This window comes from Aeromonas sp. SrichE-2G (assembly GCF_017939565.1).
Taxonomy (GTDB): Bacteria; Pseudomonadota; Gammaproteobacteria; order Enterobacterales; family Aeromonadaceae; genus Aeromonas; species Aeromonas taiwanensis.
In genome coordinates, this window is the sequence record NZ_JAGKRG010000004.1 from 749,881 (window position 1) to 769,516 (window position 19,636).

Below are 19,636 nucleotides of genomic sequence, written 5' to 3' on the forward strand. Positions count from 1 at the left end.
GCGTGGGCAAGAGAAGCGCAATATGGCGATGTCAGCCCATCCAGTTCTTCATTTTGGTGCTGAGCCAGGAGCGGCCAGAGGGCTCTTCGTCGACGGGCAGGGCTGCCAGCCGCTCGCCAAGGGCTGCCATTTCCGCCTTTACCCTGGGGGCCAGGGCTGCGGCAAGCAGGCAGGTTTCATCATTGCGATCATGGGCCTTGAAATAGGCCTTGTGCTTCACCCGGTTCACGGTTGCCGCACTGCCCCGTAGGTGTTTGCCGAGCAGAAACTCCTCCAGCGACTTGACGGCATAGTGGTTGACGCGCACCCCGCTCCAAATCACTTCCGCACTGACCCCGTAACCATGCTGGGGATGTAGTACCAAGTCATGCCCCTGGGTATCGATATAGCGGCCATAACGCAGGTTGGCATAATGCGGGTTAAAGAAACGCTCCGTGCGCGTGGGTCTGACGATGCTCTTGAAGTTGTGATTGACATTGAAGGTTTGAGGGGCTCGTTTGGTAAAACGCTCAATGACCAACCCTTCGTTGGCAAAGGTTTCACCATTTGAGCCAAAATTTGACCAATTCAAGGCGACCGCGCTGACACTGTCATCTGCAAACCAGCCCTGCAGTGCTGGTATGAGTTGCTCTTGCTCCAAGGGAAGTAAAAATTCGTCTGCGTCTATAAATGCCAATAAATCAACATCACAGGGGCAAATGCGTAGAATCCTTTCATAGGCAGGGAGTTGCGGTTTTTGTGCGCCGATAGTGGGATGATCTAAAACAGTCAAAATTCCTAATTTTGATAAGTCGCCAAGTAACTCGCGTGTTCCATCATTACTGCCATTATCCGCGATGATAAAACCATGTACTCCCAGTACTCGATGATAGGCGATCCATTCCAATAATGAATTCAGTTCATTTTTGACAATTGCAGCGATAAATAATTTCAAAATAATTTCTCAGTCGAGATACACCAGAGAGACAGCCATGGTAAGCCAGGTAACGTGGGGTGGGATCTCCACCCCACGGGTGATGTTAATCAGAACCAAAGAGATCGCGTGTATAGACCTTGTTGGCCACATCTGCCAGTTCAGTGGCCATCCGGTTGCACAGGATGACATCGCTAATGGTCTTGAACTCTTCCAGATCATCAATGACTCGGGAGTGGAAGAAGGTTTCCTTCTTGAAGGTGGGCTCAAATATCACCACCTCGATCCCTTTGGCCTTGATCCGCTTCATGATCCCCTGGATGGCAGATGAGCGGAAATTATCTGAACCTGCTTTCATTACTAATCTATGAATGCCTACCACTCTGGGATGGCGGCGGATGACGCTGTCGGCAATAAAGTCTTTGCGGGTGGTATTGGCATCGACGATGGCGCGGATCAGGTTGTTGGGCACCCGGCTGTAGTTGGCCAGCAACTGCTTGGTATCCTTGGGCAGGCAGTAACCACCATAACCAAAGGAAGGGTTGTTGTAGTGGCTGCCGATGCGTGGATCCAGTCCAATCCCCTCGATGATCTGACGGCTGTCCAGACCATTGGACTGGGCATAGGTATCCAGCTCGTTGAAATAGGCCACCCGCATCGCCAGATAGGTGTTGGCAAAGAGCTTGATGGCCTCGGCCTCTGTGCTACCGGTCAGCAGCACGGGAACATCCTGCTTGATGGCTCCCTCTTGCAAGAGTTCGGCAAAGCGCTGGGCACGGTCGCTACACTCGCCCACCACAATGCGGGAAGGGTGCAGGTTGTCATAGAGCGCTTTGCCCTCGCGCAAGAACTCAGGGGAGAATATCAGGTTCTCGGTGCCCAGCTCACGGCGCATCCGTTTGGTAAAGCCTACAGGGACAGTGGACTTTATCACCATCAACGCACATGGATTGATAGCCATGACATCACGGATCACCATTTCGACCGAGCAGGTATTGAAGTTGTTGGTCTCGGGATCATAGTCTGTAGATGTTGCGATGATGACAATTTCAGCTGCTTTATAGGCATCATATTTATCCAAGGTAGCTTTCAGTTTAAGCTCCTTGGTAGACAGATATATATCTATTTCAGAATCAATAATGGGGGATTTTTTCTGATTGACTAGCATTACCTTATCAATGTCGATGTCAAATATCATGACATCATTGTTTTGCGCTAACATAACCGCATTTGCTAAACCAACATAGCCAATACCTACAACGGTTATAGGCAAGCTACTTTTTGAAGATATATTGGTCAGTAGCATTGGATTTATACCATGATAGCTCTAGAGATACGAAGATTGGTGTTCTTTAAAAATACTTCGAGAAACTCTGGTTCGTAAGCGTTATTGGCAGACTGTATGCTAAAGCCAGCAAGCTCATTAATGCCCTGGCTTTGCATATCCGCCCTTACAAATCGGTTGATGATCACCTTGGTACCCTTGATTTTATTGGATGCTGAGATGTCAATAAAGTTTGTTGGATGATTTCTGTCATACACCCAACCATAAATAACACCATCTACAATTCTTTCGACATAAAAATGAATGAATGGGGGGAGGATGGGGATGCCTGAGTTATTGATATGCTCATTAGCACTTTTTTCAACGGCATAAGCACGTGTGCTATTTATTAGTACGGGCTCATATACATTTAATGGAAGGCTAAATGCGCAATGCCCCCCCCTTTTTCCTGCAGTCTTCAAGTCACCACGGAATTTATCGCTCACAACCTGACAACGTGGGAATGCATTGCGTTCGAAATAAACATCCACGTTGGCTGCTTCTGTACTGTTCCGGTTAAGGCACCAGCCAAATAGCGTCTCCCCGTTATGTCTATCAAGATAACCCTCATTGGCCACCAGAGTGCGTCTCTCCTGAGGGTAAACGGCTACTGTCAACTCGTCATAAATTTTCTTTAATGAGACTATTTCTGACATTTCTAGATGTTCAATACCAAAGCTGTAAATACTGCTTTCTATCAAAGTTAACAAGTGCATGCGTTCATCGGGCTGTAACGCAATGTCAAAATAGCGCTTGGCAGAGCGATAGTGGAGGTGCTTCTCTAGAGCTAGCGCAAAGCATTTTTTTGCCATCGGTCTGTTTCGTATAATGTTGGATACAGCAACGCAATATAGTACAGTGTGGTGTAAATCATCGATGCTGTCGATATCAAGGGGAGTGCGACAGATCCCATCAGTATTTTCTGGTGCGAATAGATTGTGTAATAGAAAATACTGTTCTTGAGATAGATTGAATGATGGGAATGTACTTTCAATATGAGCCAGTGCCTTATCTTTATTTTCAATGAAAACACTTAAGTTCAACTTCCCCTTCAGTATCTCGGCTTGAGAGTGGCTACATCCCCATAGATGTCTGCACACAGAGTTTTTTGACTTTTTCAATTTCTCATGGGTTAATATATCGCTAATCATACTATCGCCATGAATTATAATTTTTTCGGTGTTTGAGCCTATAATTATTCGTTCCAGTCCTTTATATATATCAACGTGTTTCTGACGCTCTGGCTTTCCCAAAAATGATTCAGAATATAGTGGTATACTGGGGCCTAGAGCTATAATAGTTTTCACCTTTAGCATTGAGCCATAAAGGAGGGCTCCATAGCCCCCCATAGAACAACCAAGAGTGACTACCTGTATATCGTTGCCGGGTAACTCTTGTAATATTTTATTAAGGCTTGAAATGGTCTCATTCAGATTGGCGCCTAGGCCTTGAATGCCCTTGTGATAATAGTCATCACTGGTTGTGTTTAAATATATCTGATGATACTCATTATTTGAAAAGCTGCGGATATAGTTAAACTTCCCCTTGGGGGTGTTAAAACCAGAAAAACAGATGACACATAAGTTGCTATTGCTGACAATTTTTACTTTGCAGTAATCACCAATATTTTTTTCATTAATCAGTTGACTCATCATGTAACCTTAATATCATAATAATTTTTAATAATTGATGAGTATTGTACGCCAGTTGACCTTTGCTCTGCAACAGGGGTGGATAAGTAGGTGCTGATGGTATTAAAGATAGCTTCATAATCATCATTTAATGGAAGCTGTAATACAGATTTCATGTTGTCTGCGCGTTCAACAACCGCCCCTAATTTGAACGTGGCAATCGGTAAGCTGCTAGAAACGGCTTCGGTAAAGGTATAACTGAAGGTTTCTGGCCATATACTGGAGAGAAATATTATATCTAAAGCAGTTTCTCTGAAAAGATCATGAATATTGTTTCTATCATATTTCCCGGTGATAGTCACAAACTCAAATTGTTTGAAATGATCATCGTCACATGTATATCCAATGACAGTGAGTTTGGCTTTTATATTGTTTTCCTGGATATGCTTGGCAAGCCCCTTGATGACATCAATTCCTTTATGTGGGCCAATCGCACCAATAAATCCTATATTGATCTCTGCACCGGCCTCATGATCTACCATTGAGTTAACAAGAGTTTCTGGATGATATTTACACTCTATATTATTGATAGGTATGTATTTTTTTATTCTTAATTTTGTATCATTTGAAGGGGTGTAAACTTTACGGGCACTTGATAATTTAACTTTATGAAAAGCACGCCAATCTTTTACATTATATCCAATGTCTTCAATTTTTAATTTTGAAGAGGCGTGCACACCCAAACTTCTGATACAACGATTGCATTCATCAATAGTTGGATTGTCACAGAACTTGTCATGGTGGCTTACCATGTTTGCTCTGGGGCAAATCGTATAGTAGTCATGAAGCGTCACATCATATTGGCAATCAAGCATATTTGGGATATCCCAAACTTTTGTTGGGAACTGCAGCGTATGATGGTAATGAACATGCCATATGCCAAGATCCTTCATGAAACTAATGAAACGCTCCTCCTCATCGCCAATCTGATAGTCTGAAAAAATACCTATTTGTTCAAGAGACAAGCGCCACATCCCATTTTCGCGACATGTGAGCATTACCACTGGATGATCTTCATCGTTCAGTAGTCTTTCCATCTCATCAGTCGCTACTTTTGTTCCACCACCAATGACGAGGGAAATGAATAGAATTGGCTTCCCGTTATATCTAGAAAGTTCGGTCTTTATTATTTTTTCTGCAAGCTCCTGCCTTAATATTCTAACAGGGTCTTTCTTTACAAATTTTGAAACAAGCTCTGGATAGTCAGGATATATTCCATTAAGTTTTTCCAAGTTCTTAGCTATAAATTCAGATGCACTACTTGCAAAAGAAACTGAGCCTAAGTGATGGACGAAAGTCTTATTGGTTACGACATGTTTCCATCCAAGCTTGGATGCACGCAAAGAGAAATCATTCTCTTCTGCATATCCTTTTCCCCATTTCTGATGGTCAAAGTACCCCACATCATTGAGCACCTCTCGCTTAATGAACATGCAATAGCCATGTGCTGTCGGTAGCTCCTGAGCAGGTGACGTATTAGTTGAACATATAGATGCTAAGATATTTACGTCATAATTAATGGGTAGAGGATTATCTATACAGAATTCAGGGAAACTACAGATAGTAGCATTGTTCGATATAGGTGTAACCGTACCAATAATATTAGACCCATCCACTTTGTATGCTTCAGTTATAATCGCATCCAGCCATCCATCAGCAACGATAGTGTCTGAATTCAATAAGATGACATCATGCTCCTCGGCAATAATCATGCCCCTGTTGACTGTGCCAACAAAGCCTAAATTGACGTCGTTCTTATATATCTCTATACATTCATGGGTGTTGAAACATGCGAGTTCATGTTCCATTTCTTGATCTGGACTGCAGTCGTTAATCACTATCAATCTGTAGAGTGTATTATTAGTGGCGCGGATAACACTATTAATACAGTCTACAGTTTCCTGCACCCCTTTATAAACTGGGATAATAACTGCAACAGTATCACTTTTTTTATTGTTATGTATGTGAATATTGTTAACCATTGGGACATCACTATTGCTCCTACATTGGTCAATTAGCGCAGGAATGATTGAATGAACCACTTGGTGGTTTGATTTTGATATAGATGCATATTCCTCCTTGCGAAGAAAGGATTGGAGATTAGTTAGGCATCGAATTTTAGATGAAAACGAAGAGAATTTTGACAAGGGAGCCAATGTATACTCCTTATCATAATGTAATTCTACGCAGACATCACACTCATCGGAGTCAGATAGGTCAAAAGCGTTAACATAAAAACCATGCTTATAATTACTGATACCAATAGCAGAAAGATCACTTCTGATAAGATTTGCAGCTACAGGATAGCTCACGCCATTGATTATAACATCAAGGGAAAATGATATATCTTCATTGTTCTTATCTACAATCCAACCAGCACAAATACCATTTTCAAATATGTCTATTGAAAATACTACGTCGGGTACGGATAACTTTTTTGGTGAATTTTCAAGCTCATAATAACCAAGCTCTGACTTTACTGAAATTGAGCAATCATAGCCATGCTGCTTAACTATTTCTTGTAAGTTAAGGTGCTCTGAGAAGCCGGCAAATCCATTGTTGATTCCAGCTAGAGATAGGTCCTCTCGGTAAGTTCCACTAGTGAAATTTTTATACTTTGAATCATTCACATAAAGTGAGAGTGTTACTGGTGTGTGTTTATTCTTATCGACTGCCCATCCATGAATGAACTGACCATCAATAACATCAAAATGGCCTTTTATTTCATTTTCTTTTAAGGTAACCGCATTAAAGATGCTTTTTATTTTTTTTCCCGCCTTTTTCATTCTTCCCCGTACCATAAAATATACTAACCCTCTTATTTATGTTGTAAAAGCAGTGAGAAATAAATTCTTATTTAAAAGTGTCTTTGAATATTTAAGATTCATAAGTAAATAGTTAAGTCATTTTATATTCCATAAAATATTTTAGTCTTGATGTTCACGCAAGGTCGCAAGACCCATGACGATCAACCCATAAAAGAGAACCAGCAACACACTCACTGTGGCCAAGTTGTAGAGACGGCGGGGATATTCAGCATCCTGGGCCAGGCTCGGTTGACTGATGACTAGCAGGTGTTTGAGCTTGCGGTATGCCTCTATCCTGGCCTGCTCCAGACTGATAAGGCCCGTCTTGTAGAGATCCGCTGCCAGGGTAGCCTGGGTCTGCACATCCATATAACCTGCGGTGACTTCGTTCATGGCATCTTTATCCTGGCCGGTCAGCTTGGCACGCTCCTGCTCCAGTTGTCTGGTCAGGGCATCGACCCGGCTCTGTACCGAGACGACGGCGGGGGCGCTCTCCTTCATATAGCTGCGCAGTTGCTTGAGCTGCGCCTGCTGGCTTACCAGCTCGGCTTCAATTTGGCTGACGACTCCTAGACGAGCGCTACTGGTGGATTCCGGGCTGATCAACTGGTGGCTGTTCTGAAACGCGAGCACCTTGGCCTTTTCCTCTTGCAGCCGTTGATAGGCGCGATCGACCTCTTTTTCGACAAACATCAGCTGCTCCTTCGCAACCTGATGGCCGAGTTTGTTGATAAAGACTTCGGCCTCTTTAAGCATCAGGCTGACCACCTGCTGGCCATACTCGGGATCAAACGCCTGCAATTCGATGGTGAGCACGCCCGACAGTTCATCCAGGCGCAGCGTCAGGTGTTTGCGGTAGTATTCGATGAAGTCTTCCCTGCTGACATCCTGTGGCAGGCGGGAGAAATAGTCGGCCTGGTTGCTCTGGTAATGGGACTTGAGGCTGAGCTCTTTATCCAGCTTGGCCAGCAGATCCCAGGATTTCAGGTACTCCTGGATCAGCAGCACATCCTGGTGATTGCTGCCACCTAGTCCCAGCATAGAGAGAGCATCGGGCAGCATCTTGACCTGGTCCGCCTGCTTGATCATCAGCTCTGCCCGGCTTACATAGCGATCAGAGGCGATGACCCCCAGATAGAGGGCGGCGATGGCAAAACAGGCCAGCACCCAGAGAAAGCTGCCGAGCTTCAGACTCTGCTGCCAGGAGCGGTGGGCAATCTGAAAACCGCTGGAATCGATAAAGAACTGCTTGGGCTCGTTGCCGAGCTTGCGCAGTTTGCGCACGAGGCGGGATGGTTTTTCCGATCTGATAGGTTGAGTCATGTTGGCTGTTGCTTGTTATAGATTTTGGTAGATGCGGATGGCGTCATCGATATCGTCGAAGACTTCCAATGCGCTGTTGCGCAGCAAGATCCCCATGTCGCACTGTTGGCGCAGGTTTTTCATGTCGTGAGATACCATGATAAGGCTCGCTGTCTCGCGCTTTTGATTGAACGTATCCATGCATTTCTGCTTGAAGCGGGCATCCCCTACTGAGGTGATCTCATCGGTCAGATAGATATCAAAGTCAAAGGCCATGCTGACGGCGAAGGAGAACTTGGATTTCATGCCGCTAGAGTAGGTTTTGATCGGCAGTTCGAAGTGCTGGCCGATTTCGGAAAACTCCTTGACCCACTCCTCGACTTCCCGGGTATCGCGCACCCCGTGGATGCGGCAGACGAAACGGGTGTTTTCCCGTCCCGTCATGCTTCCTTGAAACCCACCGCTCAAGGCCAGCGGCCAGGAGACGCGACATTGACGAATCACCTTACCCTTGCTGGGCATATCCATGCCACCCAGCAGGCGCAGCAGGGTGGATTTACCCGCACCGTTGACGCCCAATATGCCGATATTGCGATCCTGTGGCAGCGCGAGGCTGACATCACGCAGCACATAGTTGCGGCCAAACTTGGTGGGGTAGTATTTGGAAACACTGTCAAGAATGATCATAGGGTTCCGCATTAGCTGGCGATGAGTCGACGGTGGCTCAGGCGATAGCTACTCATGGCAAAAGTCAGCAACAGCAAGGTAATTCCGGACAGATAGGTCCAACTGACATTGGGGCTGCTATACCCCGTGATCCAGCCACTGCGTATGAGCTCGAGGGCATGGACCAATGGGTTCCACAAAAACCAGTGTTGATACTGAGTAGGGATGCTAATCAAGGGGTACATCACGCAAGAGATAAACATCAGCGGCATCATCAGCAGACCGAGGAATTTGTCAGCCTCCTGAAATAGCGTGCTGATGATGCAGAACACGATGCCGAGAGAAAACGAGAACACCATCAACAGCAGATAGATGAGGATGACTTTCAAGGGATCCGCCGGAATGGCATCGAAACCAAACCAGAGCAGCCCCAGCACCAGGATGATGCCCACCATCATGCCTACCATCACCTCGAGGATAAAGCGGGCAACGAAGGTGGCGAAGGGGGTGACCTGACGGTAGCAGAACAGCCCCATATTGGCGCCGACCGCCGACTGCAGCTTGCTCACAACATTCTTGAAAAAGAGAAAAGGCAGATAGCCGGCGGTGATAAATAGAGGGGCCGGTACCCCCCCAAACCCGCTGTGGTTGCGAAGACCGAAGATCAGGCTGAAGGCGCTAATCATCAGGAGTGGGTCGATCAGAGCCCAGGCGTAACCCAGTCGGTAGCTGCCGAATCGGGTCTTCAGTTCTCGGATAAGCAAACCAAACGTCACATCGCGCAACACCTGCAAGGGCGTTCGAGGTGTTTGATTGAGAATGGGTTTATGCATGGAGTCATTTACCCTATGGCAGGCTCGCCGATTGACGAGCCTGCGTGGTTCGGTGTGGGCGATTTAGTTGATGGCTACGTTTGCCGCCACGGCGATCTGATAGATGATCTGGGTGATGTCTTTGACAGATTGCATGGTCTTACTGTCGACCTTGGGCAACACCATGATCTGATCTCCTGGCTGTACACTGCCCTGACCCTTGAACTCCACCAAACCATTGGCATGCACGACGGCGATGCGCTGATCATTGGCTCGTTCGGTAAACCCACCGGCCCAGGCAACATAGTCATCGAGGTCGGCATTGGGGTTGTAGACCACGGCCTGTGGCATCAGCACTTCACCGCCAACCTGAATGAGATCCGTCTTGTTGGGGATCACGATCTGGTCGCCCTGCTCCAGTTGAATGTTGGCGATGATGCCCTTGTCGGCGACCACGACCTTGCCAAGGGGCTGGATCTTGCGTGCCTTGTCCACAAACTGCATGACCAGCTCTGCTTCCTTGGCCCGGATGGTCGCTTCCCCATCCGAACTGGCCGGAGCGGTGAATACGCTGCGTTCCAGCCGGTTGAGAGACTCATCCAACATCTCTTTCTGCCTGATGGCAACACTCTTGCGCATCAGATAGATGGATTGGTAATCAGCCAGATCCGGGTTAATCGGAATGTGATTGAGCAGATCGTGCAGTTTGGTTTCTTTGCGTACGGTGAAGTAGGAGGGGCCCATATAACTGCCGCTGACCTGCACGTCGTAAACCTGTGCGTGCATATCATCGTTGAACAGGACCTTGTCGCCATCCTTGAGTTGCACCTGGGCAAAATCCTTGTAAGGCAGATAGATGGAGAAGGGGCCGCTTGAGCGATCACCGACCACCCCGACATGGCTCACCTTGGCGAGGGGAAGGGCATAATTGACCAGCTCGGATCCCAGCGTATTGTGCTGTTTCAACTCGAAGCGGAACGGATTGCGAACCTTGCCAGCCACATTGACCATGGGGCCTTGAGGCTCGACCAGGATGACGTCCTGGTCTTTCAGAGACAGCTTGGGCATGCGGCCTTTCTGCATGAACTCATACAGATCTAGCTGCTGTATGACCTGGTTCTGGCGCAAGATTTTGATTTTACGGTAGCTGCCGCGGTCTGAATCGATACCACCAGCCCGCTTGAGGAAGTAGAGCACGCTGTCGGAAGATTGCCCGGCATATTGACCCGGACGGATCACCGGGCCGGTGACGAATACACTCACCGGGGTGGTCGTCAGCAAATTGACATAGATATTGACGTTGTTGGTGAACACATCACCAATTTTGCTGGTGACCAAGTTATTGATTTGGCTGGCAGGGACATTCTTGACATTGATAGGGCCCACGTCGGGAATGAAAATATTGCCCTGATTGTCGACGGTCACGACGTTGGAGAAGTTGACAGCCCCCCAGATCCAGATATTGAGCTTGTCTCCGGGCGCAATCAGATAATTGTCATTCAAGCCATCGCTGCGCTCTGTTTCATATCCCCCGGCAAACAGATTGGCTCCATAGGGGGGAGGGAGTCCGGCTTCGGCCTGTGGCAGCAACTTCCGCACATCGGCTTCGCCGGGCAGTAACATGCCTTGCCGATTCTGCTGGGCAAAGCTACCGGTTGTGGCACTCGTGTTGGCTTGGCCGCTCAATGTGGATGAACCGCCGAGTTGAGGCCGATGGTTATCACTAGCCAGACCGGACAGGTTATAGCCAAACGATGTGCCATTTGATTGGGACAGATCCGGTGCGCTGGCCGCCATGGTGGTGCAAGAGGCACTGACGAAAAACAGGAAGGCACTCAGCTGACGAATGTTCATTTTCTTCAAAACATATCCCTTGATGTTTATTGGTCAGCCAACAGGTTGCCGACAGATGCCTGTTCCAGTTGGGGGAGCTGGTACCAAAGCTCGTCACGTTTGCATGCGGCACTTCTTTGTGAGTGGCCTTGATAGCTGTTAACCAACAGCTCGGCGCATTCCAGCCCCAAGGCGGACACGTAGCGCTGACCCAGGGTGAATGTGATGTTGTTTGTGCTGATGACAGCCCCTTGAGGCAGGGTATTGAGTGCTTGCTGCACATTTGCTGGCATGGCGGGTTGAGCGCTGGTCGCAGATGGATTGACAAGCGGGCGAGAGGCTTCGACCTGCTTTGGTTCATATGCGCAGCCAGCAATACACACAGCTAGCGATATCGCCAGAAACCGGGTTGCATAGTTCATGTGTCAATATTATCCATGGAGTCAAAATTGAGATGTGAGCGCGTCTCTGGTGTTGCTTTTTTGTTTCTTTGTCGTGATTACAATGTTGGCAAGAGGGTTGGCTTAACCGAAGCTGTACATAGTAATACGCTATATACAAAGAAAAAAGAGAAAAGCTACCGCACGGAAATGACATAGTTCCGGTCGTATGGGGGCAGCTTGGGGCTTGAAATTAAATGAGCATATAAAAACAGGCGGTTAGAAAAGCTCTGTTTGAATAGCATCTCTGCCGTGTAAGAGCTGAGCCCGCGTATATTGCGTCATTTCGAGACGCTCGTCATGTTTAAATTTATGCCGAGCGCATATTACAGATGGGTTGCGAATGAGTCAATGCTTGTTGTTCACTTATGGTAGTGACGATGTGATAATTTAATTCATTGTTATATATGTATATTTTCTATGCATAGGGATAACCTAAACAGGTCTGATGAGTATGTGTGGTGAAGTTTTAATCAGTCTAGAAGGGTTTTAAGAAGTATTTTTTGTAATGCCAATCATATGATGAGTGTTTTTTGTTGCATCAATGGCAATCACGTGCATGTCAGTGGAGAATTGATTCATTAAGTCTTACGTTGTGTATGTCATTAGTGAAATATCTCTTTCTATTATGCTTCCTGGTACATTCTGTAGACTAATTCCTCTTAAAAATCTTTATTTTTAGTTTTTGGTGTTGAGTTGACAGCCTTTCCCTTCACTGGCTATGCCTGATGTGTGCCCGTTTGACGCTTGAGCGACGGGGGTAGCAAGGTGAAGGAGGAGGCATGGACGCCAATTTTTACTCTATCGTTAGGCTTTTGCTCTCGCTTGGCATAAGTACAGCAGCCATTGCTAGTGACGAGGTTGTAGTTTTGCAGCTTGGAACACCTGCCGAAAGCGAGAAACTCGACATATTTACCGTCGATGTGAAATACCATCACATGTTCTGGCACTGGGGGGACTCAGGCTGCCAGTTGGGTTTGGGGGGGCGTGGCGGCCTGCTGGATGTGGGCCATGAGGCAGGGGCCAGGCTGGGAGCCGGGGCGCGCGCCGAATGTCTATGGGGCAATTGGGTCGTATGGATGCCGTTTGAAGTGCTCTGGCTCAGCAAGTATGAGTTTGGTCATAGAGGTAATGGCTTCAAGGATTATGGGGGGCCTGTCCAGCTATCGACAGGGTTGGGAGTGGGTTATGTCTTTCATAAGAGCTGGATGATTGGCTACCAATATGAGCACATGTCCAATGGCAAAATGTATGATGTCAATCCCTCGCTTGATAGTCATACCCTGCATATTGAGTACAGATTTTAGCCTGACAGGCCTCTAGGCATGGTGCGGTATGGCGGCAGTGATTAGTCCCCATGCCGCCAATATGAAGCCAGTTCTTAGCGCCCCAGATACTCCCGATCGAAGAAGGTATTGACCCAGTGGGGGCGGTAGACGGCGAGCAGGGTCATGGTCATGCCGTTGAGCAGGGCCTCGGGAAAGAGCAGCAGCGGCCAGATGGAGAGGTAGTCGGCACTGATGATATGCCAGGGGTAGGTGCCGCTCATCCCCATCAGCAGGGCGCTGGCGAGGATCTTGACCGAGATGCTGAGGGCCCCTCCGAGGAAGGCGGCCACGAACAGGTAGACGAAGAGGTGGCGGGGCAGCCAGGCCCAGGTCGCCAGAAACAGCAGCCAGCTGGTGGCCACCGGCAGGGCGACGCCGATCAGGGCCTGCCAGCCGATGTCCGCGAGTTCGGTGACATCGAAGGCTGAGAGGATCAGCAGGGTGAGGCAGGGGGCGAGCAGGGCGAGGCGCCAGCCCAGCAGCAGGGTCAGGCTGGTGAGGCCGAGAAAGTGGATCTCCAGCCCCTCGTGCAGCCCGGCCCGCAGGGTCCAGAGCGGTACCAGGACGATGGCGCTTCCCAGGCAGAGGTGCTGGTAGAGCGGGTTGGCGTGGAGGGTGCGCAGCAGGGAGGCGTTCAGGCTGAAGGCGAGCAGCACCAGCCAGAGCAGGAGGGCGGCGACTTGTCCTTCACTCATGACCTGTTCCCTCGGGTATAGCTGTCAGTGATGACGCCGTGGCGGGCGCCTGCGGCGCAATGCAAAGAGGCCGCCCTGTGCCGGGCGGCCTCCTGTCTCAATACTTCACGTTGGGGTGATACTTGCCGAGGATGCCCTGGATCCTGTCCATGGTCTCCTTGCTGGGGGGCTTGATGCCGACCAGATCGTAAGTGTCTCCCAGCACGTCCCACTTGTGTTTGCCGAGCTCGTGGTAGGGCAGCAGTTCCACCTTCTCGACGCACTCCCCCAGCTCGGCGATGAACTGGCCGAGCCCTTCGGCACTCTCGTCATCGTCGGACCAGGTGGGCACCACCACGTAGCGGATCCACATGGTCTGGCCGCGGGATGCCAGATAACGGGCAAATTCCAGGGTGTACTTGTTGCTGACGTGGGTAAGCGGAATGTGCTTCTCGTCGTTGATCTGCTTGATGTCGAGCAGCACCAGATCGGTGTTGTCGAGCACCCGATCGAGCAGCTCGTCGTAGTGACGCACGAAGCCGTTGGTGTCCAGGCAGGTGTGGATCCCTTGCGCCTTGCAGGCGGCGAACAGCTCGGCGATGAAGCCTTGCTGCAGCATGGCTTCTCCCCCGGAGGCGGTGACGCCGCCGCCCGAAGCATTCATGAAGTGGCGATAGCTGGTGAGGTCCTTCATCAGCTCGGGCACGGTGACCTCGCGGCCACCCTGGGTGTCCCAGGTGTCCCGGTTGTGGCAGTATTTGCAGCGCATCAGGCAGCCCTGCATGAAGACGATGAAGCGGATGCCGGGGCCGTCGACGGTGCCGCAGGTCTCGACGGAGTGGATCCGGCCAATGACGTCGGTGCTGCTGGTGTCGCTGGCTTCAACGGCGGCGATCTGCCGCGAGCCCTGGTCGGCAGGCCCCTTGGGTTCAACGGCAGGGATCCGGTTAATGACTGACATAGACGACTCCAATGGTTCGGACAAGGTTCGAGCGGTCGTTATTTTATGACAAAAAGCCCTATAAATCCTACATGTTTAGCCCGAGACGGCAGTACTCAGCAGGCTCTCCAGCGCCTTGACGGGGAGTGGCCGGCTGGTGAGGAAGCCTTGATAATGCTGGCACCCCAGAGTTTTGAGCACGGCCAGCTGTTCCTCTTCCTCTACCCCCTCCGCGGTGACGGTGAAGCGAAATACCCGGGCGAGATCCAGGATGGCCTTGACGATGGCCTTGTCCTGCTCGCTGTGCACCAGCGTCTGGATGAAGCTCCTATCCAGTTTGACCTCGTCGGCGGGCAGATCGCGCAGATAGGCGAGGGAAGAATAGCCTGTGCCGAAGTCGTCGATAGAGATGAGCAGGCCGATGGCCTTGAGCTGGCGGATCCTGGCGATGCTCTCCAGCCGGTTTTCCAGCACCACGGACTCGGTGATCTCCAGCAGCAGGCGCGACGGGGGCACGCCGGTGTCCCGCAGTATGTACTCCACCTGTTGCACGAAGCCGGCGGTGTGGAACTGGCGAGCGCTGACGTTGACCGACAGGTGAGGAATGATGAGGCCGTTGTTGAGCCAGTAGCTGTACTGGGCACAGGCGGTCTTTATCACCCAGTAGCCAATTTCCTGGATCAGGGTGGTCTCTTCTGCGATGGGGATGAACTCGCCGGGAGGGACCATGGTGCCGTCGGCCTTCTGCCAGCGCAGCAGGGCCTCCACCCCGGAGAGGCTGCCATTGTCGACCCTGTACTGGGGCTGGTAGTGCAGCACCAGCTCGTTGTTGCGCAGGGCATCGCGCAACTGGTTGTTGAGGGCCAGCTTGCTCTTCTCCCTCTCCGCCATGGCCTCGCTGAAGAAGATGTGGTTACCCTGGCCGGCTCGCTTGGCCATGTGCACCGCCGTATCGGCCTGCTGCATCAGGGCCAGATGATCCTTGTCGTCATCGCTGAACAGGCTGATCCCCACGGAGGCGCTGCAGTGCAGTTTGTGCTCGCCGATGTCGAAGGGGGCACGGAAGAGCCCCATCAGCTCCCGGGCGAAATGCTCCGCCAGGATCTTGGCGGTAACATAGCCCTGGCCGAGCGCCGTGAACAGCAGGGCAAACTCGTCCCCCGAGGTGCGGGCCAGCACCAGGTTTTCCTGGGGCAGGGACTTGAGGCGCACCACCACGGCCTGGAGCAGCAGGTCGCCGCTGGCATGGCCGAGGGAGTCGTTGATCGACTTGAAGTTGTCCAGATCCAGCAGCAGCAGGGCCCCCCACTGACCGTTCGGGACCTGCAGGGTGCGCTGCATGATGTCGTTCAGGCTGCGCCTGTTGTAGAGATCGCACAGGTCGTCGTAATAGGCGAGGCGCTCGATGTGGCGGGCCGCCTCCTTCTCCTGGGTGATGTCGTGGAAGCTGCAGACGAAGTGGCTGAACTCCTCTGCCTCATCCCTGACACCGCTCACCATGAGCCGCACCGGGAAGAGACGACCCTCCTTGTGCAGGCACTGTTCCTCTCCCAGCCAGTATCCCTGGCGGTTGACGGCGGTGATCACGTCTTCTTTCAGGCTGTCGCCATAGTAGGTGGGTCTCAGGGCCTCGATGTGCTGGCCTATCATCTCCTCGCCCGCGAAGCCAGTGATGCGGCTGAAGGAAGCGTTGACCTTGAGGATGATGCCACCGTGATCCATCACCAGCAGGCCATCGTGGGTGTTGAAGGCCACCTCGGCCAGGCGCAGGGCGTCATCGTTGACAAGGCGCCCTAGCTCGACGGCGGCCCGTTCACGCTGTTCGTAGAGGGCGTCGAGCAGGGGCATGGGGTCGGCCAGAGGCCCGCCAAGCAACAGGGTAAGCTGGCCCAGGGGGACACCGTTAGGGCCAGGCAGCGGAATGCCGAGGTAGGCCTTGGCATTGAGGGCCAGCAACTGGCTGGCCTGGGGATAGCGCAGGGCCAGATCTTCCACATAGAGGCTCTGGCCGTGCTGGAAGATCTCCTGGCCCGGGCCAAATTCCATGCGCATGGCCTTGAAAGTGGAAAAGCTGTCTCCGTCCAGCACGCAGCGCGGCATGAACCAGAGATCCTGGCCGCGGGGCTGGAACTCGCCGATCCAGCCGAGAGGGGCCCCACAGGCTTGCATGGCCCAGCGAAGCAGGGTGCGGCAGTAGTCATTGCCGGTCTTGCCAGCCAGGTCGGCGGGGGGCGCCATGGAGGGGGACTCCACCTCCACGGGTTCCGGTTGCCAGTGACCCAGTAACTGGGCGCACTGGCGCACCAGCTGCAGGGCCTCGTCGCCGATCAGGGTGCTCTCGGCATATTCGAGGCTGAGCACGCCGATGAGCTTCTCCTGCTCCAGCAGGGCACCGTCCAGGCGGGAGCAGACGTTGGCATCGGACAGGTAATAGTGCTGGCTCAGCATGGGCTGGTGGGCCGCCTCCGAGAAGCTCAGGGCGCCCCGGGTACGCAGGGCCCGGATATAGCGACTGTCGCCACGAATGGCGCCGAGGGACTCGACATCCAGGGTGAAGACGGGGGTCAGCTGTTCGCTGCCAAGAGACCCGTTGGCCTGGTAGTGCCAGAGGATCAGGCGATCTGCCCCCAGCGCTTCCTTGAGGCTCTCCAGCATGGCGGCGTACTGTTGCTGGCTGGCCATCTGGCTCAGGCGAGGCAGTTGCAGCGACAGGCTGGCCGCGCTCTCCTGGGACTGGGTCTGGAGGCAGATGAGCCAGAAGGCGTCCTGCTCGCGGGAGAGGGAGATGTGCCACTGCTGGGAGGCGAAGCGCAGCAGGAGCTTGCCCCCCTTGCCGCTGGCGAGCCGTTGCTCGATGGGCTGGCGCAGGGCATCAGGCAACTGGGCAGGCCAGGCACTGCGGGGCTCATCGAGCCAGTGAAGCGGCGTCTGCATCACATCGGTCAGGGCAACCAGCCGTTGACTACGGGTATCCAGGCGAAAGAACAGCGGGGCCTGGCTGGCGGTCGGAAGATGACTGAGTGCGGTAGACGACATGAACGGACACTATCCTGTTGAGCAATTGCCGGAGGCCAAGAATACTGCAAAACCGTGGCAAACAAAATTTCATTGAAGTCTAAATTAGAAAGATCTAATTTATTGTTCATTTCCTGTTGACTGGAGTCTTGCAGATGAAACGGATCCTGATCGTGGGCGGCGTGGCCGGGGGCGCATCGGCGGCGGCCAGAGCGCGGCGCTTGAATGAAGAGGCCGAGATAGTGGTGTTCGAGCGGGGGGAGTTCGTCAGCTTTGCCAACTGCGGCTTGCCCTATCACATCGGGGGGGACATTCCTGGCCGTGATGCTCTCTTGCTGCAGACACCGCAGAGCTTCAAGCGCCGCTTCAACGTCGATGTGCGGGTCTTCCACGAGGTCATCGAGATAGACAAGGCAGGCAAGACCCTGCTGGTGCGCAATTTGCAAAGCGGGGAGGTGCTTAGCGAACCCTATGATGCCCTGTTGCTGAGCCCCGGTGCGGCCCCCATTCGCCCGCCCTTCCCCGGCATCGACAGCCCGGGCGTGCATACCCTGCGCAACATCCCGGACATGGACCGCATCCTGGCGGCCCTTGAGCAGGGCAAGCCTCGCCACGTCACCGTGGTGGGGGGCGGTTTCATCGGCCTGGAGATGATGGAGGCCCTGCACCAGCGCAAGCTTGAAGTGACCCTTCTGGAGCTTTCCGATCAGGTGATGGCGCCGGTGGACAGAGAGATGGCCAACATGCTTCACGCCCGCATCCGCGAGGAGGGGGTGGATCTGCGCCTGCGTACCGGCCTCTCGGCCATCGAGAGCCTGGATGTGCTGGCGGACCCCGCCGCCGTGACCGCCGAACGACGGGGTGGGCTGCGTCTGACCCTGAGCGATGGCACCCATCTCGACACCGGTCTGCTGATCCTCGCCATCGGGGTCAAACCCGAGACCCTGCTCGCCGCCCAGGCCGGACTGGAGCTGGGCCCGCGGGGCGGCATCAAGGTGGATGCGGGCATGCGCACCTCGGATCCCTTCATCTATGCGGTGGGGGATGCGGTGGAGGAGACCGACTTCGTGACCGGAGAATCCGTGCTCATTCCCCTGGCGGGCCCGGCCAACCGTCAGGGCCGCATCGCCGCCGACAACATGCTGGGGCGACGCGAAACCTACAAGAAGACCCAGGGGACCGCCATCTGCAAGCTGTTCGATCTGGCGGTGGCGAGCACCGGCCTGAACGAGAAGCGGCTGGTGCAGCTGGGCTTGCCGTTCGAGAAGGCCTATGTCCACCCGGGCAGCCACGCCGGCTACTACCCCGGCGCCCACCCGGTCAGCCTCAAGCTGCTGTTTGCCCCGGATGGCAAGATTTACGGCGCCCAGGCCATCGGCAAGGACGGCGTCGACAAGCGCATCGACGTGCTGGCGGTGGCCCAGCGTGCCGGCCTCACCGTGTTCGATCTGCAGGATCTGGAGCTCACCTATGCACCGCCCTTTGGTTCGGCCAAGGACGTGATCAACATGGCGGGGTTCGTGGCGAGCAACCATCTGAAAGGAGATACCACCCTCTGCCACGCAGCCGAGGTGCAGGCCCGCCATCCTCATCAGATGGTGCTGGATGTGCGCAACACCCCGGAGCTCGACAAGCTGGGCCGCATCCCTGGGGCGATGCATATTCCGCTGGATGAGCTGCGCGGCCGCCTCGATGAGTTGCCCAGGGACAAGGAGCTGCTCATCAGCTGCCAGGTGGGGCTGCGCGGTCACGTGGCCTGCCGGGTGCTGAGCCAGCACGGCTTCAAGGTGAAGAACCTCTCCGGCGGCTTCAAGACCTGGCAGATGGCGATCGCCGAATAGGGGAGGGCCATCGCTGGCCGCTCTCAATGACAAGGGGGCCACTCGACAGA

At 52.5% G+C, this 19,636-nt stretch carries 14 protein-coding genes; 2 read left to right on the forward strand and 12 right to left on the reverse strand.

The window, feature by feature from the left end:
- Positions 1-31: 31 nt before the first annotated feature.
- The 9 genes from J9885_RS05505 to J9885_RS05545 all read right to left on the reverse strand — a co-directional run bounded on the left by J9885_RS05505 (position 32) and on the right by J9885_RS05545 (position 11,770).
- Positions 32-934: a glycosyltransferase family 2 protein gene (locus tag J9885_RS05505; protein WP_210548364.1), complete on the reverse strand. Its 903-nt coding sequence runs from the start codon at positions 932-934 to the stop codon at positions 32-34.
- 85 nt (positions 935-1,019) lie between these two features.
- Positions 1,020-2,186, reverse strand: a complete 1,167-nt coding sequence (locus J9885_RS05510; protein WP_210548911.1) for a nucleotide sugar dehydrogenase — start codon at positions 2,184-2,186, stop codon at positions 1,020-1,022.
- 38 nt (positions 2,187-2,224) lie between these two features.
- Complete coding sequence (locus tag J9885_RS05515) at positions 2,225-3,889, reverse strand: hypothetical protein (protein WP_210548365.1); 1,665 nt, start codon at positions 3,887-3,889, stop codon at positions 2,225-2,227.
- Positions 3,889-6,714, reverse strand: a complete 2,826-nt coding sequence (locus J9885_RS05520; RefSeq protein ID WP_210548366.1) for a glycosyltransferase — start codon at positions 6,712-6,714, stop codon at positions 3,889-3,891. The genes J9885_RS05515 and J9885_RS05520 overlap by 1 nt, the downstream gene beginning before the upstream one ends.
- A 141-nt stretch (positions 6,715-6,855) precedes the next feature.
- Positions 6,856-8,058 carry a sugar transporter gene (locus tag J9885_RS05525; RefSeq protein WP_210548367.1) on the reverse strand — a complete coding sequence of 401 codons (1,203 nt, stop codon included), beginning with the start codon at positions 8,056-8,058 and terminating at the stop codon, positions 6,856-6,858.
- 15 nt (positions 8,059-8,073) lie between these two features.
- A complete protein-coding gene (locus J9885_RS05530) occupies positions 8,074-8,724 on the reverse strand; it encodes an ABC transporter ATP-binding protein (protein WP_210548368.1) in 651 nt (216 codons plus the stop codon).
- 11 nt (positions 8,725-8,735) lie between these two features.
- Complete coding sequence (locus J9885_RS05535) at positions 8,736-9,536, reverse strand: ABC transporter permease (RefSeq protein WP_210548369.1); 801 nt, start codon at positions 9,534-9,536, stop codon at positions 8,736-8,738.
- 63 nt (positions 9,537-9,599) lie between these two features.
- A complete protein-coding gene (locus J9885_RS05540) occupies positions 9,600-11,369 on the reverse strand; it encodes a polysaccharide biosynthesis/export family protein (RefSeq protein ID WP_210548913.1) in 1,770 nt (589 codons plus the stop codon).
- A 26-nt stretch (positions 11,370-11,395) separates the two neighbouring features.
- Entirely contained in the window at positions 11,396-11,770 is a 375-nt protein-coding gene (locus J9885_RS05545) for a hypothetical protein (protein ID WP_210548370.1), read from the reverse strand.
- Between the two features lie 800 nt (positions 11,771-12,570).
- Here J9885_RS05545 and J9885_RS05550 point away from each other — a divergent pair.
- Positions 12,571-13,095: an acyloxyacyl hydrolase gene (locus J9885_RS05550; protein WP_210548371.1), complete on the forward strand. Its 525-nt coding sequence runs from the start codon at positions 12,571-12,573 to the stop codon at positions 13,093-13,095.
- 74 nt (positions 13,096-13,169) lie between these two features.
- Here the strand turns inward: J9885_RS05550 and J9885_RS05555 are convergent, their stop codons facing one another.
- The 3 genes from J9885_RS05555 to J9885_RS05565 all read right to left on the reverse strand — a co-directional run bounded on the left by J9885_RS05555 (position 13,170) and on the right by J9885_RS05565 (position 17,766).
- Positions 13,170-13,811, reverse strand: coding sequence for an energy-coupling factor ABC transporter permease (locus J9885_RS05555; RefSeq protein WP_210548372.1), 642 nt, complete (start codon positions 13,809-13,811; stop codon positions 13,170-13,172).
- Between the two features lie 97 nt (positions 13,812-13,908).
- Entirely contained in the window at positions 13,909-14,751 is an 843-nt protein-coding gene (pflA, locus tag J9885_RS05560) for a pyruvate formate lyase 1-activating protein (protein WP_081843780.1), read from the reverse strand.
- A gap of 75 nt (positions 14,752-14,826) precedes the next feature.
- Complete coding sequence (locus J9885_RS05565; protein WP_210548373.1) at positions 14,827-17,766, reverse strand: EAL domain-containing protein; 2,940 nt, start codon at positions 17,764-17,766, stop codon at positions 14,827-14,829.
- Positions 17,767-17,900: 134 nt separating this feature from the next.
- Between J9885_RS05565 and J9885_RS05570 the strand changes: the two genes are divergently transcribed.
- Positions 17,901-19,586, forward strand: a complete 1,686-nt coding sequence (locus tag J9885_RS05570; protein WP_210548374.1) for an FAD-dependent oxidoreductase — start codon at positions 17,901-17,903, stop codon at positions 19,584-19,586.
- The last annotated feature ends 50 nt before the right edge of the window (positions 19,587-19,636 follow it).

Bases quoted from the DNA above. Each gene is read 5' to 3' on its own strand.
- J9885_RS05515 (WP_210548365.1), bottom strand. From the start codon at position 3,889: ATGAGTCAACTGATTAATGAAAAAAATATTGGTGATTACTGCAAAGTA.
- J9885_RS05520 (WP_210548366.1), bottom strand. From the start codon at position 6,714: ATGAAAAAGGCGGGAAAAAAAATAAAAAGCATCTTTAATGCGGTTACC.
- J9885_RS05525 (WP_210548367.1), bottom strand. From the start codon at position 8,058: ATGACTCAACCTATCAGATCGGAAAAACCATCCCGCCTCGTGCGCAAA.
- J9885_RS05530 (WP_210548368.1), bottom strand. From the start codon at position 8,724: ATGATCATTCTTGACAGTGTTTCCAAATACTACCCCACCAAGTTTGGC.
- J9885_RS05535 (WP_210548369.1), bottom strand. From the start codon at position 9,536: ATGCATAAACCCATTCTCAATCAAACACCTCGAACGCCCTTGCAGGTG.
- J9885_RS05540 (WP_210548913.1), bottom strand. From the start codon at position 11,369: ATGAACATTCGTCAGCTGAGTGCCTTCCTGTTTTTCGTCAGTGCCTCT.
- J9885_RS05545 (WP_210548370.1), bottom strand. From the start codon at position 11,770: ATGAACTATGCAACCCGGTTTCTGGCGATATCGCTAGCTGTGTGTATT.
- J9885_RS05550 (WP_210548371.1), top strand. From the start codon at position 12,571: ATGGACGCCAATTTTTACTCTATCGTTAGGCTTTTGCTCTCGCTTGGC.
- J9885_RS05555 (WP_210548372.1), bottom strand. From the start codon at position 13,811: ATGAGTGAAGGACAAGTCGCCGCCCTCCTGCTCTGGCTGGTGCTGCTC.
- pflA (WP_081843780.1), bottom strand. From the start codon at position 14,751: ATGTCAGTCATTAACCGGATCCCTGCCGTTGAACCCAAGGGGCCTGCC.
- J9885_RS05565 (WP_210548373.1), bottom strand. From the start codon at position 17,766: ATGTCGTCTACCGCACTCAGTCATCTTCCGACCGCCAGCCAGGCCCCG.
- J9885_RS05570 (WP_210548374.1), top strand. From the start codon at position 17,901: ATGAAACGGATCCTGATCGTGGGCGGCGTGGCCGGGGGCGCATCGGCG.